The sequence below is a fragment of the Microcoleus sp. w2-18bC1 genome (genome assembly GCF_036700365.1).
Lineage (GTDB): Bacteria > Cyanobacteriota > Cyanobacteriia > Cyanobacteriales > Microcoleaceae > Microcoleus.
The window spans coordinates 1-19954 of the sequence record NZ_JAUBOS010000024.1 but is presented as its reverse complement, the minus strand read 5'-3'; the positions used below and the strand labels follow the sequence as shown (position 1 = coordinate 19954).

Here is a 19954-nt window from a genome sequence, read left to right as displayed (position 1 = left end):
GTTTGTCTTGTACGGGTAATGTCCGACTGCGAAAAGCTTTGTATATGCCAGCGGTAGTGGCGATGCGTTATAACCCTTTGTTGAAAGCTATGAGTGACCGATTATTGGGTCGTGGGAAGGTCAAAATGCAGGTAATTGGTGCTTTGATGCGGAAATTGGTGCATTTGGCTTTTGGTATTTTAAAGTCCCAAAAGCCTTTCGACCCCAATTATTTACTTGCTACCCCTTGACAGGTCAAGACAGTATCTACAACTAGAAAGGGCGGATTTGTATGGTGTATATCTAGACAAGTGCTTCTTGATAATCGAGATTTTCATCGAGATAAATAGCCCGAATATCCTCCGGCAAGTTGGATTCTAAAGTTTGATATCCTTTTTGCAGCAAAGCCTTTACCTGAGCGGGCGAAATGGCTTCGCCTTCTGCTTGCAAATAAGCTGCAATTCGAGTTTCGCTCCAGCGGAAAGTCTGAGCCATCAACACCACTAAACGCGGCAGCGGCGCTAACAACTCCAAGGCTTGTTTGACGTAACACCACAGGGGAGGCGGAGCCGATTGCAAAGAGTAGTGAATCGACTCAACAGGGGGCAATTCAGCTTGATTGATGCAGACGGCGGTGACATTAATCAGCCAGTTTTGGAGACTAAGATTTCCGCCATCAGACTCTTGGATCTCGCGGCGCAAATCGAGGCCTCGCAGTTCGTGATAGATGTGCAGCCAAGTGTGGGCAAACAGGTAATCGCCTTGTACGGGCGATCGTACGGAATGGCGAATCAGGGAGTGGACTATTTGAGCGTAGCGGCAAAAAATCGCCGTGAAAAACCTACCCTGATCGGGATGGTTTTGAAACAGAGTCAATAATTCCTGGTCGCTGTGATGGAACAGGGATTTGACTACAGGATGGTTGAGTTCTGAAAAATTAGGTGTTTGCACAATTGTTCTGGAAAGGTTTTGGGAATAAATGCTGGTGCAGCCCGATTCTACACGATTTGTCGATCGACATTCCAGAGTTGAGGGCTATTTTTTAGCGGTGCGGTGCCAGCAGAGCGGTATTTCTGGCATTTTGTCCCTCTTTCAAGATAATATATACTTTTCACTTGTGCGATCGGGCTTTTCACACATCAGAAAAGTTATCAAAAACTCTGGCTATATTACTTCCCCTAAAAAAGAATTTTCACCGGAACAATGCGTGTCGGTTCATCACGATAAATTAAAAAAGATCGCTTACTTATATCGTTTCCGGTAGCATCAGAATGATACCGAGGACGCAGCAGTGCCGTGTCCTGACTGTGGGTAATATTAATTCCGATGCTACCGGAGTTGATATTACTACTATAAATAACCATATCCTCCACCCCCCGGAGTCTCAATGACAAACACATCCCCCGGCTGCATTTCCAAACTCGCCGTACTTCCCAACTCCTCAACCTTTCCATCAACCTTTTCAACATAATTCCGTCCAACTTTACCGGCTTCACCCCCATTCAAACCGCAAGGACAAATCACCCGCCGCCCCGATAAAATTCCCGCCGTCATCGCTTCCCGAAACCTTACTCGCCGCACAACTCCATTACCGCCGCGATGACATCCATTCCCCCCACTATTAGCCAGAATTTCAAAACTTTCTAACAACACTGGGAACCGCCACTCTAATACTTCGGGATCGGTTAAACGCGAATTAGTCATGTGAGTTTGAACCGCATCCGTACCGTCAAAATCTGCACCAGCACCCGAACCGCCGCAAATAGTTTCATAATATTGATAGCGCTGATTTCCAAAGGTAAAATTATTCATAGTTCCCTGAGAAGCCGCCATCACTCCCAACGCACAATACAAAGCATCGGTAATATTCTGCGATGTTTCCACATTGCCGGCAACTACCGCCGCTGGATAGCGAGGATTTAGCATACAGCCTTCGGGATTGATGATTTCGAGAGGTTTCAAACAACCCGCATTTAGAGGAATATCGTCATCTACCAACGTGCGGAAAACATACAAAACAGCGGCTTTGCACACGGCTGCAGGAGCATTAAAATTGTTGGTTTGTTGAGCAGAAGTGCCAGTAAAATCTATTTTTGCACTGCGCGCAGATTTGTCAATTGTAATCGCTACCTTAATTTGTCCGCCACTATCCATCGGATAAGTAAACTCGCCATCACTCAAAACATCAATTACCCGCCGTACCGACTCTTCCGCATTGTCTTGTACAAAGCCCATATAAGCTTGCACAGTCTCTAATCCATAATGTTCTACCATCTTGATCAGCTCTTCTACGCCGCGCTTATTAGCAGCAATTTGTGCTTGCAAATCGGCTATATTTTGAGGAGAATTGCGAACTGGAAAATTACCCGATGTCAGAAGTTCTAGTAATTGTTCTTCTCGAAAATTGCCCTCGCTTACTAACAGGAAATTGTCAAGCAATACACCTTCTTCAGTTACTGTTGTACTGTTAGGAGGCATGGAACCGGGAGTAATGCCGCCGATGTCGGCGTGGTGTCCCCGCGAGGCCACATAAAACAAAGGAAGGGAGGAATCACGATCGAATACTGGAGTAATAACGGTGATATCTGGTAAATGCGTGCCGCCGTTGTAGGGATTGTTAGAAACATACACATCGCCCGGTTGAATCGCATTGCCTTGTGCTAAAATTAAAGCTTCAACGCTTTCGCTCATCGAGCCTAGATGTACGGGAATGTGCGGCGCGTTGGCAACTAATTGCCCGTTTTGGTCGAAAATTGCACAGGAAAAGTCGAGACGTTCTTTGATGTTGACTGAGGAACTTGTGTTTTGCAATGTGACGCCCATTTGTTCCGCGATCGCCCGAAACAAATTATTAAAAATTTCCAGCAAAACCGGATCGGATTTAACCGCAGATAAACGCGAATGAACGCGGATATTATCTGCGTCTATCTGCGTGCATCTGCGGTTCAAAAATAGATCGTTTCTCTCTGTTAATTCCGCTTCCCAGCCCGGTTCTATGATATTAGTTCCCGTAGCTTCAACAATCATAGCAGGGCCTTCTATGCAGTCGCCCGATCGCAAATCGTCTCTCCGATAAACAGGCGTTTCCCGCCACCCGCCAGCAACATAGGTTTGCACCGTTGAAATTGGTTGCACAGGCAAGATGCGCGTCCCACCAGAGGGGGAAATTGTGGATGCTTCCGGCACATCCATTCTTTCTACAACTTCCACCGAAACCGCTTCCACAATCAGCGGTTTTTCTGGCATAATAAAACTGTAACGCTGTCGGTGGGCTGCTTCAAATTCAGCCTGCATCGCCTCAATATTATCAGCAAAATCTACCGCCAAAACCGAGTCACTTCCCTGATATTTTAAGCGCAGCTTCCTAACAACTAAAACCTCTGACACATTCTCTGTGTTCTCTGCGCCTCTGCGGTTCAATTCCCTCTTTCCCTCAGCCTCCAATTCGGTTAAAATATGATGCAAATCAGGTAATAATTCTGCATTTAATTGTTGCTCGATCGCCCTTTCGCGAATAGCCCGCACATCAGCCAAACCCATACCGTAAGCCGACAACACACCCGCATAAGGGTGAATAAATACCCGTTTCATCCCCAAAGCATCGGCGAGCGCACAAGCGTGTTGGCCGCCCGCACCACCGAAACAGCACAATGTATACTCCGAAACATCGTAACCGCGCTGAAGCGAGATTTTTTTGACAGCATTCGCCATCTTTTCCACCGCGATCGCCAAAAAACCCTCCGCCACCTCTTCGGCCGTCCTCTCGCCCCCAATTTCCCCCGCTAATTGCTCAAATTTTTGCTTTACTACGTCAGGGGCGATCGGCAAATCTCCATTCAATCCAAATACTTTCGGGAAAAAATCCGGTTGAATTTTCCCCAACATCACATTGCAATCAGTCACCGTCAAGGGGCCGCCTTTGCGATAGCAAGCAGGCCCAGGATTGGCCCCAGCAGACTCCGGCCCCACGCGGTAGCGAGCCCCGTCAAAAAACACAATTGAACCGCCGCCGGCTGCTACAGTGTGAATTGCCATCACGGGCGATCGCAATCTCACCCCTGCAATTTCCGTCTCAAATTCGCGTTCGTATTCGCCGTTAAAATGGGCAACATCTGTGGAAGTTCCGCCCATATCAAAAGTAATAATTTTATCAAAACCTGCCTTTTTGCTCGTTTGAACTGCACCGACAATTCCCCCAGCAGGCCCGGATAAAATACTGTTTTTTCCTTGAAATTGTGCCGCGTCCACTAAGCCGCCATTCGATTGCATAAACATTAATTTGGGGGGCGGGCACGGGGAGGAGGAGGAGGGCGGGCACGGGGGCACCGCCCCTACAGATAACTGACTGGTTACTTGTTCGACGTATCGACGTAAAATCGGAGATAAATAAGCATCGACAACCGCAGTATCTCCCCGCGAAACTAATTTCATCAGCGGACTAACTTCGTGAGATACGGAAATTTGAGTAAAGCCAATTTCTCTCGCTATTTTAGCAACTTGTTTTTCATGTTCCGAGTAGCGGTACCCGTGCATGAATACGATCGCACAACTGCGAATTCCCTCATCGTATGCTTGCTGCAAAGAGGGGATAAACTCGGGATTGACAGCAGTTAACTCCTCACCTTGAGCGCTGTAGCGTTCTGCAACTTCAATAACTCGATCGTACAGCATCTCCTGCAAAACAATGTGACGCGCGAAAATATTCGGGCGGTTTTGATAGCCAATTCTCAGCGCATCGCCGAAACCTTTAGTAATTAACAAAACTGTGCGATCGCCCTTTCGTTCCAGCAAAGCATTTGTCGCCACCGTCGTCCCCATTTTAATCGCTTCAATTTCGGCCGCAGGTATCGATGCGTCGGCGGGAATTCCCAGAATGTCGCGAATTCCTTGAACTGCGGCATCGCTGTAGCGTTCTGGGTTTTCCGAAAGCAGCTTGTGAATGACTAATTTACCGTCGGGGCTGTTGGCGACAATATCGGTAAAAGTGCCACCGCGATCGATCCAGAATTGCCAGCGAGTGCGATCGGGATAATAAGTAGGATTCATATCTCTTTTTTTGCAAATTTTTGCTTGATTAATTTACAAGTATTCAACAAACTTCTGTTCGAGTCAATTCATAAAATTCATAACTTCGGGTCATAAAAGTCATAATTTCTGGTCGCTCAAACTAGCAGGCGATCGATCGTGTTAATTATAGATGTCGAATGCCCTTGACTAACCCCTGACAAACACCAGCCAGAAAATCCAAATCCAAAGTCTCAATCTTATCGCTTTCTCGATGATAATGCGGATTTCGCATATTAGCAGTATCAGTCACCATAATAGCCGGATAACCATTATCCCAAAAAGGAACATGATCGCTGCGGCGAGTATCCGGCACAATTAAACCTCGATTCGGCACCGGTAGCCACTCACAGGGCTGACCAGATTTGCGAATTTTGCCACTCAAATTAATCAAATCGGGAACCGTCCGCAAAGTGCCAATTAAAGCAATAAAATTACCAGTATTTGGATAAAAATATTTCAAGCCAGCGGGATAGCTTTGAGAATTAGGATTATGGTTGCAATAACCCAACATTTCCAAAGAAATCATTAACCGGATTGACTTTTGCTGTTGCTTGTATTTAGCTGCATGATGACTGCTTCCCAAACAACCGTATTCTTCCATATCGAAGGCAACTAATTGCACTGGATATTTGAGCGGCCCAGATGCGATCGCCCTTGCGAGTTCCAGCAAAACAGCAACACCAGTAGCATTATCATCGGCCCCAGGCGATCCGGGTACAGTATCGTAATGAGCACCAATTACGATCGGCGGCAACCGCTTATTAATCCGCTTTTCAATACCCAGATTCTCTTGCTTTCCCCCCTTAGCAAGGGGTGATTCTTCTTGCTTCCCCCCCTTAGCAAGGGGTGATTCTTCTTGCTTCCCCCCCTTAGCAAGGGGGGGACTGAGGGGGGGTAAATCCAAGATAAAATTGTGATGAATTCGCCCGCGCACCGAAAAATCGTCAATTTCTACAGTTCCCCACTGTGCCAACTGTTCGCGGATGTATTGCTGAGCATAAAAATGCCCTTGGGATGCGAGGTATGGGTTGCGATCGCGTACAATTTGAATCAGATGGCTGTGCAAGCGTTCTTTGAGATTCATGCGATCGGAGATACAATGAGTACACTAAGATTATATGGGATTGAATTATGATAGGAGAAGTCAGAATCGAAAATTATAAGTCCATTCAAAAGCTGAAGCTAGAATTAGGACGAGTAACTGTATTGATCGGTGAAAATGGCTGCGGCAAAAGCAATATCCTAGAGGCGATCGCCCTGGCTTCTGCGGCGGCAGATGATAAGCTGGATAACGAGTTTTTAGCTTCTCGGGGCATCAGAGTTACAGAACCTCAGTTTATGCGATCGGCTTTTGAAATGGAAAACTTGGTTAAAGATATCAAAATTGAGTTAAGAGGGAATGAGGGACAACCATTTAGTTGTATTTTGCAAAATGATAATTCTCCCTATTCTCATTGGGTTAGTAAAAACTTTTTTGGTGATAGTGAAACCTCTATAAAAAATGCTATTAATATTGTTATTCAAAAACACGGTGGAGCAGAAAGAATAAGAGCTATTTTATTAGAGCAAACCGAATCTTCTGAACAAGAATTCTCAAGAATCCTCAAAGATTCACAAGCATTTATTAGGATTATTAACCTTAATGAATTTATAATCTATTCTCCTGAAAACCAAGCTTTACGAACTTTTGAAAAAGAAGGTCAAATTCAACCATTAGGGATTAATGGAGAAGGTTTGTTTAAACTTTTAAAATTTTTGAATTCTGATGATAACCAAGAGCAGCTTAATGAAATTAAAAAAAAGCTGCAATTGATAGATTGGTTTCAAGATTTTGAAGCCACTCCAAATTTATCAAATATTCAAAATTTTCTCCAAATTAAAGATAGGTACTTAGATCCTGATCTAACTTACTTTGACCAAAGAAGCTCTAATGAAGGCTTTTTATTCTTGCTTTTTTACTTCGCTTTATTTATTAGCGATATCACGCCTAAATTTTTTGCAATAGATAACATTGATGCTTCTCTCAACCCCAGATTGTGTCGCAGATTAATGCAAGAATTAGTCGAATTAGCAAAAAAACAGGACAAACAAGTTATATTCACAACCCACAACCCGGCAGTTTTGGACGGTTTGGATTTAGGTGATGAGGAACAGCGGCTGTTTGTGATCTACCGCAGCCAACTAGGTCATACTAAGGCTATACGTATTCTCAAACCCAAACCTCTGGAGGGACAAGAACCTGTAAAATTATCAGAGGCTTTTTTGAGAGGCTATATCGGCGGACTTCCTGAAAATTTTTAATATGATTAAGTTTGGATTGATTACAGAGGGACTTACTGACCAGATTGTTATTAAGAGTATTTTAGCTGGATATTTCAACAGATCCGATCTAGTTATCAGATCGCTGCAACCAGAAATAGACAAAGACAAAAACTATGGCGGTTGGACTCTAGTTTTTGATTATTGCAAGTCAAACATTTTTCGAGAATCATTTCAATATAATGACTATATCATTATCCAAATAGATACAGATGTTTTGCTGGATTCCCAAAATTCTAATTATAATATTCCCAAGCGAGATGAAAATGGTAATGAATTTACTCCTCAGCAGTCGATCGAAAAAGTTATTGAAAAATTCAGAGATACGATTGGTGAGGATTTTTATGATAAACATCAACAGCGGATCGTGTTTGCAATTTCTGTTGACTCTATTGAGTGTTGGTTCCTCCCACTGTATTATACAGACAGTAGAAAAGCTAAAATTACAAACTGTCTCGACACGTTAAATCGGGAACTGGCGAAAAAACACAATTTTACGATCGACGCTAATGCTAAAAATCCTGATTATTATCGAGAAATTTCAAAACCATATCGCAAGCATAAAGTTTTGATGAAGCATTACTCAGAAAATCCCAGTTTAAAAACTTTTATAGAAGAGATTAAAAGCAGAGACATTAAGATTGGTGATGAAGAGGATTGGTAATGAAGCAAGTTATTATGTCATATAATAGAAACATAGTTACCGGAGATTACCATGCAAGCATACAAACTTAGAGGTAAAATCGATGCAACTGGCAACTTGGTAGTTGTGGAAGCTGTGAATATGCCGCCGGGAGATGTAGAAATCATCGTCTTGCAGCTACCTGATACGGTTAAACAAGCCAGCGCGTCAGAAAATGTCGCACCTGAAGCACCTCAAAAAAAGTTTAAAACTAACGTGAAGGCATTTCAAGGTTTATTCGATCGAGATGCTGTACCGGAACCGCTGGATTTTGACGATCCAGACAAACAAGCAAAATGGGAATATTTAAAGGAGAAACATAACTTGTGAAACTCCTGATAGACACCAATATAATAGTAGATGTTGCGCTCGAACGAGAACCTTTCTTTGCTGAGAGTGATCGCATTTTAACTTTTGTTGAAGAAGCACAAATTCAAGGCTATATTTCAGCCTCAACTTTTAGCGACCTTTACTATATTATCCGCAGAGACAGATGCCGCGATTGGACGCTGGATTTTTTGCGGCAGCTAGCCACATTTTGTCAAGTAGCAACCGTAGATAACTCTGTGATTTCAATGGCATTAACTTGCAACTTCAAGGATTTTGAAGATGCTATTCAGTACAGCACTGCTGTAATCAATCGAATTGATGCCATTGTCACCCGCAACCCGCGAGATTTTCCAGTTACTACTCCTAGGATTTTAACTCCAAATCAGTTAATTCAAGAATTAACCAATTCTCCCTAAATTTTTCCACCTGCTACACTTCTGATTCCAATTCGCTAACCCGCAACTGCACGGGTAATTCTACAGAATTCAACTCAGACGACTCTAATAATCCTGTTGCTTCAACTTCTGCACTCGCTTCACCCGATCGCATTTTGTTAAATTTCTCGCCCAAAGTATCCCGCTGATTAATCAAATAAATACTAACCAAAGTCAGCCCAACTCCCATCGATTGTAGCGGATTGAGCACTTCGCCCAAGAACAAGTTGCCGAATAGCAAAGCAAATACAGGCGTAAGAAAGGTAAGAGAACTTAAACTGGTTAGACTGCCACTCGAAGCAAAATAAAAAAATAAACCGTAGGCGATCGCACTTCCGAACACAGTAGAATAACTTAACGCCATCCACCCGGAAAAATCGATATTCACAAACTGTTCAGACTCAGTTGCAGCCGAAATTGCCAACAGCGGCAAACCGCCCAAAATCATGTGCCAACCAGTCGCCACCACCGGGTCAACATAACGACAAACCCAGCGCACCAAAACCGTACCCACAGCCATCGACAAAGCAGCCAACAGCATCAACCATTCTCCACCCTGAAACAACTGTTCGATACCCGCAGAAACCTGCGCGTTTTCAGGATGAAAAAGCCCCAAAATCCAGCCATCGGGCAACCCGATCAAACTGATGCCCGCAACGCCAATAACTAATCCCAACCAGCCCCAAAAACCTATTTTTTCTTGAAACAGCCACAAACACAAAATCGCCACTGCTAGCGGTTGAGAATCAATCATCACCGAACCCAAACCCGCACCGGTTCTCGCCAAACCTTCGGCTAAAAAGCCTTGAAACAAAGTAGCGTCAACTAAAGCAAACAGCGAAATCCACAGCCAAGCTTTCCAACCCTGCGGCTGTGGTTTTCCCATCAGTGCCGCCGCCAGCAGCACCAACACGCCCGCAGGTACTAGACGCACGAATGCCACAAACAGTGGCGTTGTGTGCGGCATCACCCCCTTCATCGCTACCATCGCGGTTCCCCACAGGAAAAATGGCGCAATTAGCAACAGCGGGGCAAAAGGTAGTTTTGAATCGGTAAGTTTTAGCTGCATGGCGGAGACTCCAAATAATTGATGAGATTGATTCTCGTGGGGATGATGTAGTTTTGTTAAGCAATTTTTACAATTATATATTGGTGTTGAGTTAAATGCGATCGCACAAATCTCGGCCATTATGAACAGGCAAGATGCCTGTTCCACAAAATCAAGGTGGAACAGGCATCTTGCCTGTTCCTAAATGCCACAACATCTACCCCTATGAATAAGGCACACTATAAGAAGTTAGCTACAAAAATTCGTAACATTGCCTGTACACTGCCCATGATTTGGCCATTCAAGCCCCGCTACCGCAAACAAATCGCCCGTATCGAAATCACCGGCGCCATTGCCGGAGAAACCCGTAAACGAGTCCTAGAAGCTCTCAAAACCGTTGAAGAACGCAAATTTCCCGCATTGCTGCTGCGGATAGACAGCCCCGGCGGCACTGTGGGCGATTCCCAGGAAATTTACAGCGCGCTCAAGCGTTTGCGCGAAAAAGTCAAAATTGTTGCCAGTTTCGGCAATATTTCTGCTTCTGGCGGAGTTTACATCGGCATGGGAGCCGAGCATATCGTTGCTAATCCCGGTACAATTACTGGCAGCATTGGCGTGATTATCCGGGGCAACAATCTAGAACGGCTGTTAGAAAAAGTAGGCGTTTCTTTTCAGGTGATTAAATCGGGGCCGTATAAAGATATCTTGGCATTCGATCGCGAATTGACCGATCCTGAACAGCAAATTCTGCAAGACTTGATCGACACCAGCTACCAGCAATTCGTGGAAACCGTTGCGGAAGCCCGGAACTTGGCTGTTGAGAAAGTGAAAAGTTTTGCCGATGGTCGCGTTTTTACCGGTCAGCAAGCCTTAGAATTGGGTTTGGTCGATCGACTGGGAACAGAAGAGGACGCTCGCCGCCTTGCCGCCGAACTCGCAGGCCTCGACCCGGAAAAAACCGAGTCTTGCACCCTAGAAAAACAAAAACCTTTCCTAAATCGTGTCTTGGGGAGTAGTCTGGATATATCCGGGCTTTCAGCTTACAATAATTTGCTGGAATTCGAGCTTTCTACTAGCGGTTTGCCGCTATGGATGTATCGCCCGTGATTAAATAAATTAGTCATTGGTCAGGAGTCAGTAGTCATTAGTTACTCCCTGGATGATTGGGCGATTGAAATCTGTTGACCTCAAACTCAAATGTGGCGCTTCGCCCGTCATAAGCGCTTCCCGCTGGCTTCGCCTACGAGTTCGAGGTCAAACTACACAAACGAAGTCCACTCAAGGGGGGACTAAGAAATAAACTGGGTATTTAAGCCTAATTTAGTATGACTAATGACTAATGACTAATGACTAATGACTAATAACTAATGACTAATGACTAATGACTAATAACAAAAATATGGAGGAAATTTGCGTGGAGTGGCAAGTGCGGGGGATTCGTGGGGCAACTACTGCTAGCGAGAATTCGGTGGCAGCAATTCGAGAAGCGGTGAGAGAATTATTAGATGAATTAGAAGCAAAAAATGATATTAATCCAGAATTAATTATTAGTGCTACGTTTTCTGCTACTCGTGATTTAGATGCTGTGTTTCCGGCTGCGATCGCCCGCGAACGTCCTCATTGGTGTAATGTTCCTTTGTTGGACGTGCAGCAAATGCACGTTGAGGGTGCTTTGGAACGCTGCATCCGGTTTTTAATTCACGTCAATTGGCCGGCAAATACTGAAATTTATCATCCTTATTTGCGGGGAGCTCAAAATTTGCGCCCGGATAGGAATTTAGCGGTGGCGGTGGCTGGGGAAAAATAATAGATTCACTTTGGGCTTGATTTAAAAGTTAACTCACCATTACAGGTGGGTTTATTTTTTACGGGACTTGATACAGTACAAAACCTGCCCCGGGGATATATGCTTAAAAGCTTTTATTAGAAAAAAAACCCGGTTTCTTTGAGAAGCCGGGTTTTTTGTCATCAATCAGACGCTTTCTTGTGATGCAGCCTAATCCCTAAAAAAATGTCATATATAAAACTCCAAAAGTCCTTTTTCCCTTCCAATATTCCCAAAGTTTGAGGAGAACCTTTCTCATCCAACAGCGGCTTGACAGCCTCATAAGCAGGCTTGTAATTGTACCAAGGAATGGAAGGCCACAAGTGATGAATCAGATGATAATTCTGCCCCAAAATCAAGATATTTAGAATAGGACTAGGATATACTCTGGCATTTTTCCAGCGATCGCGCTCGTGAAACGGACGGTGCGGCAAATAATCAAAAAATAACCCCAAGGCCAACCCCACCACCAAAGCAGGAGAAAACCAAAAATTCAGCACGTAACCTAAATGATCGTACTGAATGGCAATATACACCACCGCTACGACAAACAAACGGCTGAGAAACCATTCCAAGAGTTCGTATTTCCGCCACAGTTTGCGCTTAAAAAAGAAAATCTCGTGGTAAAAAAACCTCGCAGCAATCAACCACAAAGGCCCGCCAGTCGAAACATAATGGTCTGGATCGTTATCTGGGTCATTAACGTGGGCGTGATGCTGCATATGTACCCGCGTAAACACCGGGAAAGCAAAACCCAACATCAGCGCGCTACCGTGTCCCAAAATAGCATTAACTGTGCGATCGCGATGAGCCGCATTATGAGACGCATCGTGAATCACAGTTCCAGCCATGTGCAAAGCCAACACGTTCAGCGAAAAACAGCACCATTGGGGCCATTCCCAATACCAGAAACCCAAGTAAGAAATCACGATAATCGCTACTGCACTCAAAAACAGCAGTAGTGTCGGATTAAAGTCACCGGGAGGACTCAGAAACTCTTTCGGCACTGTCAGCGGCCGTCCTGCCTCCGACATTTTTGTTAAGACTCCTTAATATTTCACACTTGCGTAGTATAAGATACAAGCCGGACAATAGTAAAGTTTTGTCAGGAACCTCAGCCTCAAGGCATGAAAGAACAGAGTTCGATCGCCAGAAACTAGCCTCTGCACAAACAGGAAAATATTGATGTTGTGCAAGGATACCAGTGCTAAATTAGCCAAAATAGTTCAGCAGACTACATAAAATCAATGGGTATGTCTGTATTTATGTCAAGCCTGAAAGCGAAAAATTTGCAAAAAAGAGCGCTCCCGAAGAAAAAATTACCGATCGGTAAAAAGTCAGATATTCTATATATTGTTCAATACCTGCTTTTTTGACGACTATCAAAATTTTTAAGACTTGAGACTAGCGTCATTGCTTGTAGTGCAAAAATGAAACGTTAGCCGAAATTTACACAAGAAATCCACCTGCCTCCCCAGAACACCGCTGATGCAATTGCCAAAAGCCCTACGCCGGACTAAAATCGTCGCCACCATTGGCCCAGCAACCTCGGACCCACAAGTGCTGCGCCAGCTCATAGAAGCAGGTGCCACAACTTTGCGACTCAACTTTTCCCACGGAACAGAAGAAGACCACCAGCGCAGCATTCGCTTAATCCGGCAAACATCCTTTGAACTCAACCAGCCGGTTGCCATCCTCCAAGACCTCCAAGGCCCAAAAATTCGTTTAGGGCGCTTTGAGACAGGCTCTATAGTTGTCAAAAACGGCGATCCTTTCATTCTCACCAGTCGCCAAGTTCCCGGCACCGAGCTCATTTCTTCCGTCACCTACGACCCCCTAGCAGACGAAGTTCCAGAGGGAGCAGTAATTCTGCTCGACGACGGCAAAGTGGAAATGCTGGTCGAAAAAGTAGACCGCGGGGCGCGGGAATTGTACTGCCGCGTCGTAGTCGGGGGGCCGCTTTCCAACAACAAAGGCGTGAATTTTCCAGGAGTTTACCTCTCAATTAAAGCGCTGACTGATAAAGACCGCAAAGATTTAATGTTCGGCCTCGACCAAGGTGTCGATTGGGTAGCCCTGAGCTTTGTGCGGAATCCCCAAGATGTGCTCGAAATTAAAGAGCTGATTGCCAGTGCGGGCAAGCAAGTACCGGTGATTGCCAAGATCGAAAAGCACGAGGCGATCGAACAAATGGAGGAAATTCTCACCCTTTGCAACGGGGTGATGGTCGCCCGCGGCGATTTGGGAGTGGAACTACCCGCCGAAGATGTGCCGATTTTGCAAAAGCGGCTGATTGCTACCTCCAACCGCCTGGGTATTCCGGTAATTACCGCTACCCAGATGCTCGACAGCATGGTCAACAATCCCCGTCCCACCCGCGCCGAGATTTCCGACGTGGCAAACGCGATTCTTGACGGAACTGATGCCGTGATGCTCTCGAATGAAACTGCTGTCGGCAAGTTTCCCGTCGAAGCGGTGGCGACGATGGCGAGAATTGCGGTGCGGATGGAGAGGGAAGGAATTAAACGGAATATTAGGAATGTAGAAGATATTGGTCGATCGATCCCCAACGGTATCAGCCAAGCAGTCAGCCAAATCTCCGAACAATTGAACGCGGCGGCCATCATGACGCTGACCAAAACCGGCGCCACAGCCCGAAATGTCTCGAAATTCCGACCCAAAACTCCGATTTTGGCAGTTACTCCTCACGTAGACGTAGCCAGACAACTGCAATTAGTATGGGGAGTAAAACCTTTGCTGGTGTTGGATTTGCCCTCCACCGGCCAGACATTTCACTCTGCCATGACAGTCGCCCAGGAAAAAGAGTTAGTGTGCGACGGAGATTTAGTGGTGATGACCGCCGGTACTCTGCAAGGGGTTGCGGGATCGACGGATTTGATCAAAGTTGAGGTAGTGACAGCAGTTTTAGGCAAAGGCACCGGTGTCGGTTTGGGATCGGTGAGTGGCATGGCTAGGGTTGCTCGCACTGCTGCGGATGTAGGCAATTTCCACGCAGGAGAAATTTTGGTAGTGGAACACACAAGCGTCGCTTTTGTGGAGATGATTCGGAAAGCCGCAGGTGTGGTGACGGAGGAGGACAGTTTGACTTCTCACGCGGCGATTATCGGTTTGCGCTTGGGCGTGCCGGTGATGGTGGGCGTGAAGAATGCCACGCGGGTAATTCGGGACGGAACTATGCTGACGCTGGATATGCAGCGGGGTTTGGTTTATTCCGGGGCCAGAGGCGGCTCAACTGACACGGAAGTGACCGTTTAACTGTTTGTGAGCTAGGGGTTGTGGAGTTTTGAATTAAATTCTACAACTCCTTGCTTTTTTCGCTATATTTGTGCTACAATTCAAAATTGTCTGTGCCGATGTAGCTCAGGGGTAGAGTATTCGATTCGTAATCGAACGGTCGTGGGTTCAAATCCCACCATCGGCTTGGAGTTTCAGCGATTTTTGATTTTAGGATTTGTGAGAATGTAGCAAATCTGTAGCAAAACGCAGTTTAACTGCTCAAAAATGCTCTCGGCAAAGTAGCCGAGAGCATTTTTATTTGCCCTAAATCCTTGTGTGGTGGAGATTGTGAATTTTTTCAATCATATCGTTTCCGGTTGCATCGGTATTGTTCAAATGTCCAAACAGTCAGTTGTCATATCAATTCCGGTTGTATCGGAATGATGAAACCGCAGAGGACACAGAGAAAGGGAAGAGAGAGATGAATAATTCCGATGCCAACGGATTTGATATCATATTATTTCCGGTTTCATTGGAATAATAAAATCGACTCAACATTTAACACTCAACAATTCAGTTTTTCGACCACTCCTTCTACAGTCAACAGTCAACAGTCAACAGTCAACAGTCAACAGTCAACAGAGGACTTACATTCCTGACTACAAACCTGACATCGTATTAGTTCGGGGGCCGGGGGATGCGAAAACTCAGGGGACTGAGGATTTGATTGAGAGTTCGCAGTTGTTCAGCAGTACCCAAACAAATCAGCATATCTCCTCCTTCGATCGCAGTTTCTCCGGTAGGCCCCACAATCAAAGTCCCGCCAGCGCGCCGCACTGCTAAAACCAAGGCCCCCGATTGCGATCGCAACTTGGCATTTCTCAAAGTTTCCCCAACGTAGACACAACTATTGGGATCGACCAAAAATTCTTCCATGTAAAAAGAACTGTCGGTACCAGTCAAAACACCGTCTAAAAAATCCATAACTTGAGGCCGCAAAGCCGCCGCCGCCATGCGCTTTCCCCCGGTAATGTAGGGGGATACGACGGCATCGGCGCCGCCCCGCTGCAACTTCTTTACCGCTTCTTCTGTGGTGGCGCGGGCGATCGCCCGTACCTTCGGATTCAGAGTTTTCGCTGACATGACAGTGTATAAATTCTCGGCATCCGAAGGCAAAGCTGCTACTATGCAAATTGCGCGATCGATGCCTACATTTACCAAAGTTTCGTCCAAAGTCGCGTCTCCTTGCACAGCCGTGTACCCCAGAGCCAAAGCTGCCTCAACCGACTGTATCGCCGAATCTATCACCACAAAAGAGATATATTCGGCCTGAAATTCCAAGGCAATTTGGCGGCCAGTGCGCCCAAAACCGCAGAGAATGTAATGCCCGATCAAAGAATCTACCAATCGTCGCTGCTGCCTAATTCTTGCTCCTTCTTGAAAATATCCTTCAATCAGCGCTTCTGTAAAGCGGTTGACGATGAAACCAATCACAATCACACCCATCAAAATCAGGCATATAGTAAACATTCGCCCGCGTTGACCGAGGGGCTGAAGTTCACCGTAGCCCACAGTTGCTAGGGTAAATACTGTCATGTAAGCGGCATCTAGGAAAGACCATTTTTCCACTTGCCAATACCAGAGAGTACCCGTACATACAATGCCACCAAGGGCGATGACTCCGTTTCTTAAGTCTTTTTGCAGGCGCTGGTACTTTTGTTCTAGAGTTGAATACACCGATCGGGCTGACCTATTACCTATTAGCTGCTACCAAATTAAACCATATCAGCCCTAGACGCAGGGGCGGTCAATCGATTTTAGATTTTAGATTTTAGATTTTAGATTGACTTGCGCGAGATGCGGGGGCTTGAGGATTTTCGATTTGACATTTTGGATTGATTCCACGGATAAATCACGTGGCGGGTACCACCTTTGAAAATCTTGGTCAAAAAGCCAGTTTCTGCCTAGATACTTTGCTGCAAAACTCAACATTTTGACCGAAAGCCTCCAGGATAAAAGCCACCGAATTTATCCGTATGGTCAATGCTTCAATTCTTTAATCTCAATTCTAAAATCTAAAATTTAAAATCTAAAATCTAAAATCGATTGACCCGGTTTTTTTTGCGTGAGTTCCGACTGAGTTCCAATCCCATCGCAGAGGTGGCGATTGTTTTGATTGGCGATCGGATTTGTCTGCAAATAATTGCGGGCTCCATTACAACCCTGCTGCAATAAATCGTCAAGATTAAAATTCCACAGCATCACCGTACCGTCAGCACTAGCACTAGCGATCGCTTTGCCGTCTGGACTAAAACTCGCACTCCAAACAGCATCCTTGTTACCTTTTAAAGTTTTGAGCAATGTACCGTCAATGTTCCACAGCCTCAGCATTTTGTCTGTGCTTGCAGATAGCAAAATTTGACTGTCGAGACTAAAGCTAATACTTGTCACTCCACTTGTATGCTTTAAAATACTTAGCGGTGTGCCGTCTTTGCTCCAAATTGTCGCAGTTCCTCCAGCACTTGCAGCCGCCAGCATTGCTCCATCGGGACTGAAAGTTACACTCATAATTTTATCACTTTCCATCTGTAAAGTTCTGAGCAATTTGATATCGGTGCTGGCTTCGATTGACTGCTGTTTTTGTAACTTTTCCATAACCTTTCTCAAGCTCCAAAGTTTAATAGTGCCATCTGTACCAGCCGCAGCAATTATCTGACCGTCTGGGCTAAAATTTGCGCTGATTATCCAACCTCGATCCACTTTTAAACTTAAGAATTCTTCACCGTTTATTTTCCATAGTTTAACTGTTCCATCGGTACTTGCTGAAGCAATAATTTTACCATCTGGACTAAAAGAAACGCTTGTTATTTGACCGCTTTGTCCTTTGATATCATGAATTAACTTGCCATCTTTTTGCCAAATTTTGAGAGTTTTGTCGTTGCTGGCAGAGACAATCATCTGACCGCTCGGACTGAAAATTGCCCTAATAATTTTATCAGTATGCCCTGTTAATGTTGCTTGCAAAGTTCCATTAGTTTGCCAAAGCTTGATATAATTATCATCGGTAGCAGTCACAATTGTTTGACTGTCGGGACTGAAAATCGCGAAAGCAAGGGTACTCGCTTGAGTCTGCAAGCGGCGGCGTTCCCGAAAGTTGTAAACTGCCTGTTCGAGGGCGATCGCCACTCGCATCTGAATATCTGAACTCACTCCGAGCGATCGTTTCATTTCTGTAACAGCTCGAATGCTTTCTAGCAAAGCTTCTTCTTTCTTATCCGCAGCAAATAGGGTTTCTGATAGCAAACTGAGAGTGAGGATTTTGTTGTTTCTTTCTTCGATTGACGGTTTAACCCAAAAAGTTACTATCAGGATTGATATTAATATGACTGCGGCTCCTGTAACTGTTTGCACTCTCAGTTGTTGCTCGCGCCAAAGTTTAACTGCAATCGCTTTTTTCTGCTTTTGTGCTTCGCTTAGTTCCTCTAGTAACTTTTTTTCGCGGCGCAGTTGTTCAATTTCTGTTTGAGTTTGTTTTTCGCGATCGCGCAATTTGGCAAATTCCGCTTCTTGACTCGCACCTAAAAATTGATAATCTTGGGTGTTCAAGCTTTTATTTGCCGCCCACTGTCTGGCATCTTCCAGTGATTGACCGCGCAACAAGCGAGATTCGTCTTGACAATTTGTAGCTATCCATGCTGTTAGGGATTCAGCATAGGGGCGCAAGTCGCCGAGTGCTTTTTCTACCCAGTTATGGCTGAATATAGCTGCGTAAATGCGGTTGGATACGGTTAATTTCCCGGCTCGTTTTACTACTAATCCGCTCAGCCGCAATTCTGTTTGTTCGGGAGTATCATCCGCCCAGATTCCCCCTACCAGGGCGGGCACGGGGGCACAGCCCCTACAATCGGGGAGTTCTGAAAGTGGCAATATTTTTTGATATAGTCCTAATAACCTACTGGCGCGGTGCGGACTTCTGAGAAGGCGATCGCGAATTGTTTTGATGTGTACCGGTTCATCGGATGATTCCCAATTATCAATAATATGAGATTGCACTATCTGGCTAATTAATAATTGATTTATACGAAGATTTTTAGTTTTGCTTTCATCCGTTGAGTATGATATAATAGAAGCCGAAGCTAAGCTTTTTACATGGTGCAAAATCAGCTTGCAAAGCTTTTGAGTCAGAAATGGCTGCCCTCCCGTCCAGTCCAAAATCTCTTTTAAAACCTCTTGAGGATTCTCTACTTTTCCCTCAAATCCCTTTGCTAAAGGCAGAGCTTCTTGTAAGTTAAAACCGTGCAATTCAATAGCTAACCCGATATTAAATGGCGTGCGAGTTGCATCGCTAATTAAATCCGAGGGCGTAGCTACTCCCAGCAAAGCAAATGTAATGCGCTGGTATTCTGAATTGTGAGCGCGTTTATTGTAGCAACATCTAATTAATGCAAAGAAATCGTCTAGCGGTTCTTGGAAACTCAGAACGCTATCAATTTCATCAATAAAAATGACCAGATTTTGAGAAATTTTGACCAGCAGCAATTCTTCAATTAACTCTCCTAAGCGCTGCACCGGCGACATCAACTCTCTCTCCCGCCACCAAGCCATAAACTCGACTGGGTTAAACAGGTTGAAGCTGCACAATAGCTTGTAAGCGACGCCGCCGTACCACTTATCTAGAGAGACTTGCTGGTTGCCAATGTCCGAAAGGTCGATCGTAGCACAGGCAATGCCATCAGCCGAGAGTTTTTGTACAGTTCGCACCAGCAAACTGGATTTGCCCATTTGTCGGGAATTGAGTACGTAACAAAACTCTCCAGCTTTGAGGGCTTGATAAAGTTCTGAGTCAGCTTGTCGCACTACATAAGTAGGTGCATTTTGCGGGAGACTGCCGCCGATTTGATATTGGTAATCGACTGTCATGATCTAGCCCCTAGTCATAAGTTTGTCTCAGTTCTGTGGTGCCTGTAGCACAAGCAATTTTACCATTTTGATAAGTTGGTTCTGGTGGTTTAATTGTACCAGCAGAATCAGCT

General features: G+C 45.1%; 15 protein-coding genes and 1 tRNA gene. 9 read left to right on the top strand and 7 right to left on the bottom strand.

What is annotated here, in order from left to right:
* The first annotated feature begins 2 nt into the window (after positions 1-2).
* Positions 3-230, top strand: coding sequence for a transposase (locus QT979_RS29045; protein ID WP_445304785.1), 228 nt, complete (start codon positions 3-5; stop codon positions 228-230).
* Between the two features lie 52 nt (positions 231-282).
* Here the strand turns inward: QT979_RS29045 and QT979_RS14790 are convergent, their stop codons facing one another.
* The 3 genes from QT979_RS14790 to QT979_RS14780 all read right to left on the bottom strand — a co-directional run bounded on the left by QT979_RS14790 (position 283) and on the right by QT979_RS14780 (position 6130).
* A complete protein-coding gene (locus tag QT979_RS14790) occupies positions 283-930 on the bottom strand; it encodes a sigma-70 family RNA polymerase sigma factor (RefSeq protein WP_333125558.1) in 648 nt (215 codons plus the stop codon).
* A gap of 399 nt (positions 931-1329) precedes the next feature.
* Positions 1330-5025, bottom strand: a complete 3696-nt coding sequence (locus tag QT979_RS14785) for a hydantoinase B/oxoprolinase family protein (RefSeq protein ID WP_333310772.1) — start codon at positions 5023-5025, stop codon at positions 1330-1332.
* A gap of 145 nt (positions 5026-5170) precedes the next feature.
* A complete protein-coding gene (locus QT979_RS14780; RefSeq protein ID WP_333310771.1) occupies positions 5171-6130 on the bottom strand; it encodes a M20/M25/M40 family metallo-hydrolase in 960 nt (319 codons plus the stop codon).
* A 47-nt stretch (positions 6131-6177) separates the two neighbouring features.
* Here QT979_RS14780 and QT979_RS14775 point away from each other — a divergent pair, with 47 nt between their 5' ends.
* From QT979_RS14775 to QT979_RS14760, 4 genes are read left to right on the top strand one after another with little or no spacing between them, the layout of a single operon-like run.
* Positions 6178-7347 (top strand): AAA family ATPase, encoded by a 1170-nt coding sequence (locus QT979_RS14775; protein ID WP_333212905.1) that lies wholly within the window; start codon positions 6178-6180, stop codon positions 7345-7347.
* A 1-nt stretch (position 7348) separates the two neighbouring features.
* Positions 7349-8029 carry a phage tail protein gene (locus QT979_RS14770; protein ID WP_333212906.1) on the top strand — a complete coding sequence of 227 codons (681 nt, stop codon included), beginning with the start codon at positions 7349-7351 and terminating at the stop codon, positions 8027-8029.
* Between the two features lie 51 nt (positions 8030-8080).
* Positions 8081-8377, top strand: coding sequence for a hypothetical protein (locus QT979_RS14765; protein WP_333212907.1), 297 nt, complete (start codon positions 8081-8083; stop codon positions 8375-8377).
* Positions 8374-8793 (top strand): PIN domain-containing protein, encoded by a 420-nt coding sequence (locus tag QT979_RS14760; RefSeq protein WP_333212908.1) that lies wholly within the window; start codon positions 8374-8376, stop codon positions 8791-8793. The genes QT979_RS14765 and QT979_RS14760 overlap by 4 nt, the downstream gene beginning before the upstream one ends.
* A 13-nt stretch (positions 8794-8806) precedes the next feature.
* On the opposite strand, the gene QT979_RS14755 is transcribed toward QT979_RS14760, so the two are convergent.
* Positions 8807-9880: a DMT family transporter gene (locus tag QT979_RS14755; protein WP_333310768.1), complete on the bottom strand. Its 1074-nt coding sequence runs from the start codon at positions 9878-9880 to the stop codon at positions 8807-8809.
* A 267-nt stretch (positions 9881-10147) separates the two neighbouring features.
* Between QT979_RS14755 and sppA the strand changes: the two genes are divergently transcribed.
* Entirely contained in the window at positions 10148-10966 is an 819-nt protein-coding gene (sppA, locus tag QT979_RS14750) for a signal peptide peptidase SppA (RefSeq protein ID WP_333141974.1), read from the top strand.
* A gap of 274 nt (positions 10967-11240) precedes the next feature.
* On the top strand, positions 11241-11666 hold the full coding sequence (gene aroH / locus QT979_RS14745; RefSeq protein WP_333212910.1) for a chorismate mutase: 426 nt from the start codon (positions 11241-11243) through the stop codon (positions 11664-11666).
* Positions 11667-11827: 161 nt separating this feature from the next.
* On the opposite strand, the gene crtR is transcribed toward aroH, so the two are convergent.
* On the bottom strand, positions 11828-12718 hold the full coding sequence (gene crtR / locus QT979_RS14740; RefSeq protein WP_333212911.1) for a beta-carotene hydroxylase: 891 nt from the start codon (positions 12716-12718) through the stop codon (positions 11828-11830).
* 454 nt (positions 12719-13172) lie between these two features.
* Between crtR and pyk the strand changes: the two genes are divergently transcribed.
* The gene (gene pyk, locus QT979_RS14735; RefSeq protein WP_333212912.1) at positions 13173-14960 is read left to right on the top strand and encodes a pyruvate kinase; all 1788 of its coding nucleotides are present in this window, start codon (positions 13173-13175) and stop codon (positions 14958-14960) included.
* A gap of 94 nt (positions 14961-15054) precedes the next feature.
* A tRNA-Thr gene (locus tag QT979_RS14730) sits at positions 15055-15126 on the top strand.
* Between the two features lie 473 nt (positions 15127-15599).
* Here QT979_RS14730 and QT979_RS14725 read toward each other — a convergent pair.
* Together QT979_RS14725 and QT979_RS14720 are read right to left on the bottom strand one after the other, a co-directional pair.
* Positions 15600-16658 carry a potassium channel protein gene (locus QT979_RS14725; RefSeq protein WP_333310766.1) on the bottom strand — a complete coding sequence of 353 codons (1059 nt, stop codon included), beginning with the start codon at positions 16656-16658 and terminating at the stop codon, positions 15600-15602.
* 345 nt (positions 16659-17003) lie between these two features.
* The gene (locus tag QT979_RS14720) at positions 17004-19841 is read right to left on the bottom strand and encodes an AAA-like domain-containing protein (RefSeq protein WP_333310764.1); all 2838 of its coding nucleotides are present in this window, start codon (positions 19839-19841) and stop codon (positions 17004-17006) included.
* Positions 19842-19954 lie beyond the last annotated feature (113 nt).